The organism is Ruminococcus sp. NK3A76, from assembly GCF_000686125.1.
In the GTDB taxonomy this organism is placed as follows: domain Bacteria; phylum Bacillota; class Clostridia; order Oscillospirales; family Ruminococcaceae; genus NK3A76.
In genome coordinates this window covers 2,826,508-2,839,465 of record NZ_JMMA01000002.1, presented here as the reverse complement: position 1 = coordinate 2,839,465, position 12,958 = coordinate 2,826,508, and the positions used below count along the sequence as shown (strand labels likewise).

Annotated in this window: 8 protein-coding genes; 6 read left to right on the top strand and 2 right to left on the bottom strand. The window is 51.0% G+C overall.

The window, feature by feature from the left end; genetic code table 11:
* The first annotated feature begins 186 nt into the window (after positions 1–186).
* Complete coding sequence (locus CD05_RS0113135; protein WP_028510875.1) at positions 187–2,337, top strand: Tex family protein; 2,151 nt, start codon at positions 187–189, stop codon at positions 2,335–2,337.
* Positions 2,338–2,513: 176 nt separating this feature from the next.
* Here CD05_RS0113135 and CD05_RS0113130 read toward each other — a convergent pair whose 3' ends face one another.
* Complete coding sequence (locus tag CD05_RS0113130; RefSeq protein WP_028510874.1) at positions 2,514–3,557, bottom strand: glycoside hydrolase family 5 protein; 1,044 nt, start codon at positions 3,555–3,557, stop codon at positions 2,514–2,516.
* A gap of 53 nt (positions 3,558–3,610) precedes the next feature.
* Positions 3,611–5,269 (bottom strand): GGDEF domain-containing phosphodiesterase, encoded by a 1,659-nt coding sequence (locus CD05_RS18680; protein WP_051589018.1) that lies wholly within the window; start codon positions 5,267–5,269, stop codon positions 3,611–3,613.
* A gap of 288 nt (positions 5,270–5,557) precedes the next feature.
* Here CD05_RS18680 and CD05_RS0113120 point away from each other — a divergent pair, with 288 nt between their 5' ends.
* From CD05_RS0113120 to CD05_RS0113095, 5 genes are all read left to right on the top strand, one after another.
* Entirely contained in the window at positions 5,558–6,286 is a 729-nt protein-coding gene (locus tag CD05_RS0113120) for an SDR family oxidoreductase (RefSeq protein ID WP_028510873.1), read from the top strand.
* Between the two features lie 229 nt (positions 6,287–6,515).
* Positions 6,516–7,475: an ion transporter gene (locus CD05_RS0113115; protein ID WP_028510872.1), complete on the top strand. Its 960-nt coding sequence runs from the start codon at positions 6,516–6,518 to the stop codon at positions 7,473–7,475.
* A 283-nt stretch (positions 7,476–7,758) separates the two neighbouring features.
* Positions 7,759–10,506: a glycoside hydrolase family 3 C-terminal domain-containing protein gene (locus CD05_RS18675; protein WP_051589017.1), complete on the top strand. Its 2,748-nt coding sequence runs from the start codon at positions 7,759–7,761 to the stop codon at positions 10,504–10,506.
* A 460-nt stretch (positions 10,507–10,966) separates the two neighbouring features.
* On the top strand, positions 10,967–11,482 hold the full coding sequence (locus CD05_RS0113100) for a hypothetical protein (protein WP_028510870.1): 516 nt from the start codon (positions 10,967–10,969) through the stop codon (positions 11,480–11,482).
* Positions 11,483–11,746: 264 nt separating this feature from the next.
* Positions 11,747–12,958 carry a reverse transcriptase/maturase family protein gene (locus CD05_RS0113095; protein ID WP_028510869.1) on the top strand — a complete coding sequence of 404 codons (1,212 nt, stop codon included), beginning with the start codon at positions 11,747–11,749 and terminating at the stop codon, positions 12,956–12,958.

Below are 12,958 nucleotides of genomic sequence, written 5' to 3'. Positions count from 1 at the left end.
AGAATTTAAAGTATTACTTTAAATATTTATATTTTGCACAAAATAGGTGGCGCAAACCTGTAGACTTTGCATAACGGATAACGCCCCCTGATACCCACACCGCCCGGCTGCACTTGTAAAATCTTATCAGATGTGGTATAATAGATATGTTACCCCAAGATATATCAAACCAAAAGGAGAAATCATATGGAGATAAACAGGATAATAGCACAGGAGCTGTCGCTTAAGCCCGAGCAGGTGGATAACGCAGTTTCGATGATAGACGAGGGCATGACGATACCCTTTATAGCAAGATACCGTAAGGAGCTCACAGGCTCGCTTGATGATACGGCCTTAAGAGAGCTTTTTGACAGGCTGGGTTATTTAAGGAACCTGCAAAAGCGCAAGGAGGAGATAACAAACTCCATCACCGAGCAGGGCAAGATGACAGACGAGCTCGCCGCCGCTATTGACAAGGCTATGACGCTTGTCGAGGTAGAGGATATATACCTGCCCTATAAGCAGAAGCGCAAGACAAGGGCATCTGTCGCAAGAGAAAAGGGTCTTGAACCTTTGGCAGAGCTGATGCTTGCACAGCAGGACAGCACAGATATCGAAAAGGAAGCTGAGAGCTACATCGACGAGGAAAAGGAGCTTGCCGACACAGCAGCCTGCTTACAGGGCGCTATGGATATAATCGCTGAGGATATCTCTGACAGCGCAGAGCTCAGAAAATACCTGCGTGCGCTCTTTAACGACATGGGCAAGGTGGTTTCCGCAGCGGCAGACGAGACACAGAAAAGCGTTTACGAGAACTACTACGAGTTTTCCGAGGGCGTTTCAAAGATAGCCGGCCACCGTATACTTGCTATCGACAGGGGCGAGAAGGAGAACTTCCTTAAGGTGAGCGTGACGCTTCCTGAGGGCGTTGCAGAGCGTGCGGTAGTAAGCCGCTTTGTAAATGCAAAGAACAGGTGCTCTGAGTATGTCGAGACAGCCGCTCTTGACAGCTATAAGCGCCTTATCTACCCCTCGGTCGAGCGTGAGATAAGGAATGAGCTCTCCGAAAAAGCTCAGGAGGGCGCTATAAAGGTCTTCTCATCGAACCTGCGACAGCTTCTTATGCAGCCGCCGATAAAGGGTAGGGTCACTCTCGGCCTTGACCCCGGCTATGCACACGGCTGCAAGTGCGCAGTAGTCGATGACACAGGCAAGGTGCTCGACACGGCGATAATCTACATAACCCCCCCGAGAAAGGACACAGCAAGGGCAGAGCGTGTGATAAGCGGCATGATACAAAAGCACCACGTCACAGCTATAGCTATCGGCAACGGCACGGCTTCGAGAGAGACTGAGCAGTTTACCGCATCGCTGCTTGGCAAGATAGGCGGCGGAGTATCTTACATGGTGGTGTCTGAAGCAGGCGCTTCCGTTTACTCGGCATCAAAGCTCGCAGCTGAGGAGTTCCCGGAATACGACGTATCGCTGCGTTCGGCAGTGTCTATAGCAAGAAGACTTCAGGACCCTCTTGCAGAGCTTGTAAAGATAGACCCCAAGGCGATAGGTGTAGGCCAGTATCAGCACGATATGCCCAAGGCAAGAATGGACGAAGCGCTCACCGGCGTTGTTGAGGACTGCGTAAACTCTGTAGGCGTTGACTTAAACACAGCTTCCTACTCGCTGCTCTCGTACATATCCGGCATCAGCAAGACGGTGGCTAAAAACATCGTCGCATACCGTGAGGAGAACGGCTCGTTTACCGACCGCAAGCAGCTTTTAAAGGTCGCAAAGCTCGGTCCCAAGGCATACGAGCAGTGCGCAGGTTTCCTGCGTGTGCGTGACGGCAAGAACCCGCTTGATAACACAGGCGTTCACCCCGAGAGCTACGATGCTGCAAAGGGTCTGCTTGAAAGCTGCGGCTATACGCTTGACGGCATAGGCGCTCTCTCCGAGCTGCCTAAGAAAGCCAAGAAGATAGGCCTTAAAGCCCTCTCGGAGCAGACAGGCGCAGGCATACCGACGCTTGAAGACATAATCGGCGAGCTTGTAAAGCCCGGCCGTGACCCCCGTGACGAGCTGCCCCCTCCGCTCATGAGAAGTGCAGACGTTATGGAGCTTAAGGACTTGAAGGAAGGCATGGAGCTTGTCGGCACAGTGAGAAATGTCATCGACTTCGGCGCTTTTGTAGACATCGGCGTTCACGAGGACGGCCTTGTACACATTTCGCAGCTTGCAGACAGATATGTCAAGCACCCCCTCGATGTTGTCAAGGTAGGCCAGATAGTCAAGGTCAAGGTGCTCTCCGTTGACGTGCAGAAAGGCCGCATATCCCTGACTATGAAGGGCGTACCGCAGTGATCAGTTAACAGTTAACAGTTAACAGTTGATGAATCGTGTCTTATCGGCTTTCGCCGATAAGACACGATATTATCTGAATAGTTTCAGCCCCCGGGTTTTGATAAAACCTCGGGGGCTGTTTGTATTCTAATATCCGTGCGCCTTTGGCGCACACCTTACCTGTTACCTGTTACTTGTTACTTGTTACCTGATTTGCCGGTCAGTGCCCTGACTATCTCAGGGAAGCGCACGGTGCAGTTTTTTCTGTCAAATACACAGTAGGAGCCGCATTCCCACCAGAAGCAGGTGGCACCTATCTCTCTCATGGCCTTGATAAATTCCATTGCGTGCAGGGCTCTTGCGCCTTCGTTTTGCTTGTCCTGCGAGCCGAATTCACCGACTATCGCAGGCACGTCCCACTTGTCGATAAAGGCCGACAGGGCGCTTTTTAGGGTGTCAAGCTGACCGTAGTCCTCCGGGGTGCCCCAGCTGTCACGAACGGTCGTCCAGGGTGCTTTGTACCAGCAAAATCCTTCGGGGTCGTAGCTGTGTATCTCTATCATCAGATGCCCCTGTGCGGTGTCATCGGGCATTTTGAAGCTCTCCAGCCTGCCGTATGACCATGCGCCTGCGTATGGCATCACTATGAGGTTTCGCTGTGCGTTGTTGCCGCCTGTTGCCCTCACCTTGTCAACGAAAAGCTGATTATACAGCAGCACGCCGCTCACCGAATCGGGGTCGTTGGCTGTCCAGTTGCGTGCGTCGTTTATCGGCTCGTTCACGCCCTCAAAGAGAAGCTTTTCACCGTAGTCTTTAAAGCGCTCTGCTATCTGCTCCCACAGCTTGCCGAAAAGCCCGCCGCTTTGCTCAAAGCCCTTTTTCGAGGCGACTATCCACGAGCCCTCGCCGCTGTCGTGGTGAATGTTTATTATGCAGTAGAGCCCGAGCGAGAGCACGTCGTCAACTGCCTTTGCCACATGGTCGAGCCACCTTTTGTCAATGATGCCCTGCTCATCAAAGTGGTGCTTCCAGGTCACGGGTATGCGAATAGCGTCAAAGCCCTCGGCTGCCATAGCTTCAAAGAGCTCTTTCCTGACAGCCGGCTCGCCCCACTGCAATTCGTACTGTGTTATGTCGTCGCCTGTGTAGCTGCCGTGTGCTTCAAAGGAATTGCCGATGTTTATGCCGGCGTGCATATTTGCAGCCGCCGTGTGTGCCGTTTCAAAAGTAGATGTATCCATAGTGTAAGCTCCTTCGCAGAGTCGGTCGAATGTATCAAGAAGCCGGGAATGTATTATACGTTGTAAAGCGATACGAGCTTTTTCTCAAACTCCTCTTTCGGGAGCGGCTTGTCAAAGTAGAAGCCCTGCGCAAGGAAGCAGTTTATGTCCATAAGCAGGCTCACCTGCTCGGGAGTCTCAACGCCCTCGATTATGCACTGAAGGCCTAACCCCTGTGCCATAGATACGACATGGCGCAGCATAATGAGCTTCTGCCCGTCGTTCTCGCTGCCGTCCGGCAGGAAGCTGCGGTCTATTTTCAGCACGTCCCAGGGGAGGTCTTTTATAAGTGTGAGCGATGAATAGCCCACGCCGAAATCGTCCACCGATGCGCTTATGCCGTTTTTGTGGAAGCCGTTTACTATATCACGCAGCTCGTCAAAGTCAACATCAGACGTTGTCTCGGTGAGCTCTATCTCGATAAGGTCGTGCGGCACACGGTTGCGGTCGATTATGTTTATGACCTTTTCGAGCAGCCTGTCATCGCCAAGGTGCATCCTCGAAAGGTTTACGGAAGCCTTCACGCCCATGTTGCCCTTGTCGAGCCAGTTTCTTATGTCTTGGCACACCTTGTCGAGCATATAGAAATCGAGCTTGCATATGGCGTTTGACTGCTCCAGTATAGGTATGAACTCTATAGGCGGTATCACACGCCCGTCCTTTATCCAGCGGCAGAGAGCCTCAGTCCCTACGACCCTGCCGGTCTTTATATCCACCTTCGGCTGGTAGAATGCAGCGAACTCCCCGTTTTCCAGAGCAGCGACGAACTGCGCCTCTATCATCTTGCGGTGGTCTATGCGCTCCTCGGCCTTTTCGTCAAACAAGAATATGCCGTCCTTGCTCATAGTCTTTGCCATTGCGTTGGCTGCGGTTATCTTTGTCATTATCTCGTCGGCGTTTTTCTCCCTGCCGCTGCAGAGATAGATGCCTGCACTTGACGATATCCTTATCGCCGGCTCGCCGGGTATGCCTGCATCGACTGATGTGTACTTCATGCCGGAAACGACATTGTCATAGTCGCATTTTCTGAATACGAGAATGAAGTTGTCGCCGCCTATTCTGAACACCGAGCTGCCTGGGTATTTCTCGATAAAGCCGGTGACATAGCGCTTCATTATCTCTGTGCCCTTATCACGGCCGTAGTTGCGGTTGACAACAGAAAAGCGCTTGATGTTGAAGCGGCATATGCCGTAGTCAGCAAGCTCCTTCTTTATTATCATCTCACCTAAAGTGAAGAAGAATGCCTTTATCGTGCCTGTCTCCATAGCCCAGTCAACGAACATCATTTTCTTGGCCATAGCTATTATCTCAGCCCTGCCGTTGTAGACGAACATTATCTTTACAAAGCCCGATATTATCTCCCTGTCCTCATCGTCCCATTCGGGGAAGGAGGGGTCTTTGTAGAGCCTGTAATCAGCCACCGAGCCGTTCTGTGCGTGCTCCGTCTGCCTGAAAAGCGTGTTGTTCACCGGGTTTTCAGCGCCGTAAATAGTGCCATTCTGCGGCTTGCTGTCACTCTCGGTGAATGTGACTTCTATCCTGCTTATGCCGAGAGCGTCGGCTATCGGCTTGTATATCGTCTTGTTGTCAGGGTGAAAAGTATTCTGTATTGTGTCCATAGATCTGTTGAAGCTGTTAAGTGCATTGATATATTCAAGAGGCTTTATATTCATGATTTTCACCTGCCCAGATAAAGTTGATAACATCAAGTATATTATACCATATTTACGCCCGAAAATCAACAGATAACAGCGCCTATACTGCATTTAATAGTTTTTTTACAAGGCTTTGCTTTTATTAATACCCGGTTAAAAAGTAAAACGATTACGGCGGCGTATAAAGCAATAATATACTTGCAATTATGAAGTTATTGTGATATAATGAATGTGATATCTGTATATAATAACACCGGGTTACAAAATCATTTCACCAAAGACCATGACAGGGGAGTTGAACAGGGTATGAAAACAGCATTCGTAACAGGCGGCTCGGGCGGCATAGGCAAGGCTGTGTGCTTAAAGCTCGCTGAACTCGGCTATGCAGTGGTAGTCGGCTATAACACCAACAAGACCACCGCAGATATAGTAACACAGCTTATAAGGCAGCACGGCGGCACGGCTATGAGCGTCAGGTGCGACGTGACCGACCAGAGCTCGATAGACTCAGCAAAAAGAGTTATAGAAGAGCAGCTCTCGTCACCGTCAGTCGTAGTGTGCGCAGCAGGGACTGCCGACATATCCGTTTTCTCGGTGCAGTCTGTTTCGAGGATACAAAAGCTGATAGATACCGACCTTACAGGCTCGATACTCACAGCGAGGGCTTTTGTCTCACGCATGGTAAACAAGCAGGAGGGCAGCATCATCTTCATATCCTCCGTGTGGGGCGAGCAGGGGGCTTCCTGCGAGGCGGTGTATTCTGCCGCAAAGGCAGGGCTTATCGGCTTTACAAAGGCTCTCGGCAAGGAGCTCGGGCCGAGCGGTGTCAGAGTAAACTGCGTTTCCCCCGGGTTTATAGACACCAAGATGAATGCATCTATCTCACCCGAGGACAGAAAGGCGTTTCTTGAAGACGTGCCGCTGCAGCGTGCAGGCAAGGCAGATGAGGTGGCAGATGTCGTGGCATTTCTCGTGTCAGATGCAGCATCTTATATCACTGCACAGAATATCAGCGTAAACGGCGGCCTTACTTAAGGCAACACCGCACGACCACCGGCTAACGCCTTTGTACGCCATCTGCTTGCATATTTTCCGTCATATCACACAGAAAATTCTTGCCATACGGTAGTATGCCTGCGAATTTTCTATGCGATCTGACGAAAAATCTGACGTTTCAGCTTTGCTGAAACAACGCATTTGACGCACAATGGTCGTGCGGTATTGCCTTAAAGCCGACAGAATATAACAGAAGGGCGGTGACTGCTTGAACAAGGCAAAAAAGAGAATATTCCAGATAATCTCTATAGGCAGCAGGGAAGACCTGCCGAGCCTGGCATTTGACATCATAATAGTGCTGACGATACTTGCAAACATAGCAGTCATGCTGCTGAGCACCTTTGACGGCTTTGAGGAGTATTCCTCGCTTTTCAGAGGCGTGGAGATAGTAACGGTCGTCTTCTTTGCGATAGAGTATATACTGCGCATCTGGACAGCGGAGCTGCTGTATCCCGACCTCTCACCCGGCAAGGCAAAGCTGCGGTTTTTAGTGTCGTTTGACGGCGTGGTCGATCTGCTGACTATATTGCCGTCGGTGTATTTCACAGGCTTTATCGTTTTCCGTATACTCAGGGTCGCAAGGATATTCCACCTGTTCCGCATAAACACCGGCAGCGATTCCTTTGCGGTCATACTCAGCGTCCTGGTGGAGAAGAAAAACCAGATACTCTCGTCGCTGTTTATAATCGTCGTGCTTATGATAGCATCATCACTCGGCATATACAGCGTCGAGCACGAAGCGCAGCCCGAGGCGTTCGATAATGCATTCTCGGGTATGTGGTGGAGCATCTCAGCGCTGCTCACCGTCGGCTACGGCGATGTTTACCCGATAACCGTCGCCGGCAGGATAATGGGCATGATAATAGCCCTGCTTGGTGTGGGGGTCGTGGCTATACCCACAGGTATCATCAGCGCCGGATTTGTCGAGAGGTATTCAAGAGAGCTCAACAAGGAAAAGGGCTTCACCGACATAAGAGAGCTCGGCGAGATACTTGTTGATGAGCAGAGCGGGCTTGACGGTATGTTCATTTCCGACATCGAGAGGGATCACGGCGCAAGGATATACATGGTGCTGCGTGATGACCTGACACTTATCGCTCGTGGCGAGCTTAAGGTCAGAACAGGGGATATAATCATCCTGCATTCGGACAAGCTCTCGAAGCAGTGAACAGTTGTATGCGCTGTCGCTAAAATAATAAAGAATAAAGAAAAAAGAATAATGAATAATAAATAATAAATAATAAAGGTATCGACCTTCGGTCGATGATATTTTAAAATCATCGGCGTAGCCGATACCTATATTTTTATTTCTTATTTATTCTTTCTTCTTTATTCTTTTAGCAACGGCGCATAAGGCTTTGATTTGATAAACTGACGATAGGATATGCTATTGCAAATGCGTGACGAAATGTGGTAAAATGTTAGAAAGAAATAATTGGGAGGCACCTGCTATGCTTGAAAATGATATATTCTTATCCCGTGCAAGGGAGCTTTTGGATAAACTCACCGAGGAGGAAAAGCTCGGCCTGCTCACTACCCACCACGAGGCTGTCGAGCGGCTCGGGCTCGGGGAATTCTTTATAGGCACAGAGGTCGCAAGAGGCTATGTCGGCAGGGAAAGGGAGAAAGTGTCCACCGTATTCCCGCAGCCGGTGGGGCTTGCATCGACCTTTGACAAGGAGCTTATGTATAAGCTCGGCGAGATAGCCGGCAACGAGGCGAGGGCTTACTATAACGCCGACAAAAAAGGCGGCCTTGCACTTTGGGGGCCGACTGTCGATATGGTGAGAAACCCTCTCTGGGGCAGAACTGAGGAAGCCTACGGCGAGGACGTCTGCCTGACAGGCGAGCTTTCTGCTGCCTACACTAAAGGCATGGCAGGCGTAAATGATGATGGGTATTATAAGACTATACCCACCCTTAAGCACTTTTGCGCCAACAATAACGAAGCAGACAGGGGCAGCTGCTCGGCATACCTCACCCCACGCCAGCGGCACGAATACTACTACGCCGCATTTGAAAACGCCATAAGAAACGGCGGTGCCAAAAGCATCATGGCGGCCTATAATGAGCTAAACGGCCTGCCTGCTATAATGAACACCGATATCCGTGATATACTCAAGGACGAGTGGGGGCTGTGGTTCGCAGTCAGCGACGGCGGAGATTTCTCGCAAAACGTCCTTGCTCATAAATTCACCGAAACACACAGCGAGGCCTATGAGCTTAGCCTTAAAGCCGGCTGCAACACCATGACCGACGAGGATAAAATGGTAAAGGCCGCCGCCAAAGCAGCGCTTGCTGACGGGCTCATCACATGGGCGGATATTGATGAGAGCATACTGGATACCCTTTATGCACGCATTCGCCTTGGCCAGCTCGACAAGACCGAGTTTGACGGTATCGACAAGAGCGTGATAGACACTAAAGAGAGCAAGCAAGTGAACCTTCGTGCCGCCTGTGAGGGGGTAACGCTGCTCAAAAATAACGGCATACTCCCTCTTGCCGATAAAAAGGGAAGGCTCGCAGTTGTCGGCGCTCTGGCTGATGACTGCCTTATGGACTGGTATACAGGCTACAGCTCGTATGAGCATACCGTGCTTGACGGTGTCAGGGAGGAATTCGGCGGCGAGGTGCTTTATGACTCGCTTTGGGATATAGTAGCAGTAAAAGCCCCAAACGGCAAGTATCTCTGCGCCTGTGAAGACGGCAGCGTAAGAGCAGATGCCGACACCCCCGAGGACGGCGCACTCTTTGAGCTTCAGGACTGGGGCGAGAACTGGCAGAACCTTTTCTCATGCAAGTATAAAAAGTATATTCGCCTGAGTGAAGACGGCAGCCTTAAGCTGCATAACAGGCGTATCTATGACTGGTTCACAAGAGAGACATTCAACCTCTTTGACTACTGCGGCTGCACGCTTATTGAGGAATATCTCCACCATAAGAGACTTGTCTGCGGTGCTGACGGCAGATTGGAGTTTACCGCACAGCGTGGCGTGAGCGATGATATGCGCTTTGTGATAGAGACAGTGAGCAAGGGTGCAGACAGGGCAGCCGACATAGCCGCCAAGGCCGACACCGTGATATACTGCACAGGCAACTACCCCGTGCAGACGGCTAAGGAATGCTATGACAGAAAAACGCTCGCACTCAATATCCAGCCGGGCATGACACAGACACTCTGCAAGGCAAATAAAAACACCGTGCTGACCGTCATTTCAAGCTATCCCTATTCGGTAGTTGATGAGAGCAAGGCGGCAGCGGCGGTCATCTATACCTCCCACGCAGGCGCAGAGCTCGGCAGGGCTGTGGCGTATACCTTAAGCGGCAGGAATAACCCCTCGGGCAGAACGCCCCTTACATGGTATAAATCAGAGCACGACCTGCCGGATATAATGCAGTATGATATCGAGTCGGCAGGTGCTACATATATGTACTTTAAGGGCGAGCCGCTCTACCCCTTCGGGCATGGGCTTTCCTACTCGCACTTTGAGTATAGTGATATGACCCTGACAGCTGATAAAAACAGCGTCACCGCACAGCTTAACGTCACAAACGATTCGGCTATCCCCGGCGATGAGGTCGTGCAGATGTATTTTACAGTTAAAAACAGCGCCGTTTCACGCCCTGAGAAGAAGCTCTGCGCCTTTGAGAGAGTCCACCTTGCTGCCGGCGAGAGCAAAAGGGTCACGATAGAGATACCTCACGATATACTGCGTGTGTTCGATGTCAGGTCTGAAAGAATGATCGTCGAGGGCGGCGTTTATACCTTTATGGCGGCGGCTTCTTCGGCAGATGTCAGACTGAGCGGTGATGTCAAGGTCGGCGGCTTCGCTCTCTCGCAAAGAGGAGACCTTATAAAGGCGAATATGTTTGATAAGTGCGAGGGTGCAAAGCTTGCCTATAGTAAACGCTTCAGGACCGAGTATGTCAAGGCGGCAGGCTGGGTGAATGAGCTTAGCTATGATGGCGTGCCGCTTGAAGGGGCTAAGGCTCTCGTTGTAAGTGCTGTAAGCAGCTATGGCGAGCGCCCGATAACGGTGAGAGTGGGGGATAAGAGCTTTGATGTGATGCTTAAGCCCGGACTGAGTGCAGATGATTTTGAGGAATATGAGATAAAGCTCGATGATGTAAATGACAGTAAGATAGAAGTCAGCCTGAAAGAATTCACGGCATTAAAGAGTATACAGATAAAGAGATAAAAAGAAGAAAAGAAAAAACAGCGTAATAAAGAATAAAAGGGCAAAAAGGTTTTTGTCAAACTTTTTCCTTAAAAAAGTTTGCAGGGTCCGGGGCTGGCCCCGGCGTGGATTGTTTCATTCTCGCAAGCTCGACTGAAACGGAGCAGAGCTCCATATCGGGCGTAAGCCCGACCCTGGCGGCGAACAACGTAAAGAAACGCTCAGTACTTTGAGCTATAAAGCCCATTCCGGAACGAATATGTTCGCCGCCCAAACGCCGCAAACAGGGAAACGCCAATGGCGTTGACCGCCTTTGCGGCAGCCGCCGAAGGCGGAGTGTAAGGGGTCGGGGGGCATCAACGCCCCTCCCGTACCCCCCGGGCAGCAAGAGAGCCCCCCTAAAGAAAATCCAAACAAAAACTATTTACAACCCTTTTGAAATGTGCTATAATAATCACATAAAGCCAAAGGAGGAATCATAATGGGACTGCTCGGTAAACTGTTCGGCGACGATGACCTTGATCGAAAGGCAAAGGGCTTTTTTAACAGCCTTGTCGGCGGCAGTAATGATAATGCGGATAATGCGCAAACGGTACAGTATACAAACTACACTCCGACACCGGCGCAGAATGCGGCTGCGGTAAATTTCCGGCCCTCGGGCGTGTCGTGGGGCGAAACTATGCCCGATGAGGAGAACCAGTTTAATTCGGGTCTTAAATACTATGATTATTTTGATAAGATATACCGCCAGGAATTCCCTGACTATATCGTGACAAGAGAGATGCCCCGGGGAGAGAGCTACTGCCTGTTTACATTCACTCAGGGCGGCAGAGTTGCGCTTAAGGTCGAGGTCTTGTCGAGGACGACCGGCGCTTATAAGGAGCGCAGCGCCTGTAAATCGCAGGGTATCGGCTATACACGCTTCTACCACAACAACCCCGGCTGGTGGAATACACGCAGCTATGTCATCGAGCGCACAAGAAGTGCATTGAGATAAGGCAGCGGCCGTGAGGTAATGCCTTGATGACCTTTGCAAAACGGCAATGAGAATGCGCATTAAGCTGTGCGTCTGCGGCGGATCAGGCACAGGGCGATCTAACGGCTTCGCAGACAGCCGCCCTTTGTACGGTCTGGTAAAACCAAGAATTTCTTGGTTTTAATATCTTCTTGTTGCTGTGATATCCCCTCCCGGAACGGAGGGGTGTTTTGCTTTGAGAGCTTGTTGCCATATATGCAGTGAATAGCGATAGGGAGGGATAACGTGACGCTTTTGGATAAGCTCGGCGATAAAGAGTGCTGGGAGAAGTTCTATGAATATAAGCTCTCGCTGTGCGGTGATAAGTCGTTTCCGGCAGAGCTCAGAAGATTTATCGACAGCGAGGGCTATAGACCGGTGTATCGTAACATAAAAAACGGCACGCCTTTCCCTCTGCCAAAAAGAAGCGAGGTAAGCAAGCTCGGCAAGCAAAAAAAGCGTGTGGTATATACCTACCCCGACGCTGAGAATACCGTGCTCAAACTCCTTACATACCTTATGCTGCGAAAGTACGACGGGCTGTTCTCACGGGGGCTTTATTCCTTCCGCCCGGGCAGGAACGCCAAGGACGCAGTAAGGCTGCTGACACGGCACAGCGGCATAGACGGGCTGTATGCGTATAAGGCGGATATCAGCAATTACTTCAATTCTGTGCCTGTGGATAAGCTGCTGCCGATGATAGAAAGCGCCCTTGACGATAAGGAGCTTGCAGGCTTTCTCGCAGCACTTGTGAGCGAGCCGTGCGCTATAAAGGACGGTCGTCCGCTCGCAGAGCAAAAGGGCATAATGGCAGGCACGCCGCTGTCGGCATTCTATGCAAACCTTTACCTCGCCGGGCTCGATAAGCTGTTTGAGCAGGAGGGGGCGCTGTATGTCAGGTATTCAGATGATATTATAGTATTTGCCCATAGCGCCGGGCAGATAAGAGACTGCGCTGTCAGGATAAAGGAGTACCTGTCGGACATGGGGCTTTGCATAAACCCCGACAAGGAGCAGTTTTTCTCGCCGGGCGAGGGGTGGGTGTTCTTAGGCTTCTGCTACAAGGACGGTGTGACGGACATCGCCCCTGCGACGCTTAAAAAGCTAAAGAAGAAAATGAAGCGCAAGGCGGATTCCCTCGCACGCTGGGCGCAGCGCCGTGGCCTGCCAAGCGAAAAGGCGGCGGCAGCGTTTATACGCATATTCAACTCAAAGCTGTTTGAACAGAGCGGCGACAACGAGCTGTGCTGGGCGATGTGGTTCTTCCCGCTCCTGAACACCGACAGCAGCCTTCGTGTGATAGATGCCTATATGCAGGACTGCCTGCGCTATATCATCAGCGGCCGCCGCACCAAAAAGCGCTTTGATGTGCGCTACAAAAAGCTCAAACAGCTCGGGTACAGGAGCTTGGTGAATGAGTATTACAGGTTTAAAAAAGATATGGCCTCCGGCAGTTGA

What these genes read in the sequence shown, in the direction of transcription:
- CD05_RS0113135 (WP_028510875.1), top strand. Translation starts at nt 187, where the DNA reads ATGGAGATAAACAGGATAATAGCACAGGAGCTGTCGCTTAAGCCCGAG.
- CD05_RS0113130 (WP_028510874.1), bottom strand. Translation starts at nt 3,557, where the DNA reads ATGGATACATCTACTTTTGAAACGGCACACACGGCGGCTGCAAATATG.
- CD05_RS18680 (WP_051589018.1), bottom strand. Translation starts at nt 5,269, where the DNA reads ATGAATATAAAGCCTCTTGAATATATCAATGCACTTAACAGCTTCAAC.
- CD05_RS0113120 (WP_028510873.1), top strand. Translation starts at nt 5,558, where the DNA reads ATGAAAACAGCATTCGTAACAGGCGGCTCGGGCGGCATAGGCAAGGCT.
- CD05_RS18675 (WP_051589017.1), top strand. Translation starts at nt 7,759, where the DNA reads ATGCTTGAAAATGATATATTCTTATCCCGTGCAAGGGAGCTTTTGGAT.
- CD05_RS0113100 (WP_028510870.1), top strand. Translation starts at nt 10,967, where the DNA reads ATGGGACTGCTCGGTAAACTGTTCGGCGACGATGACCTTGATCGAAAG.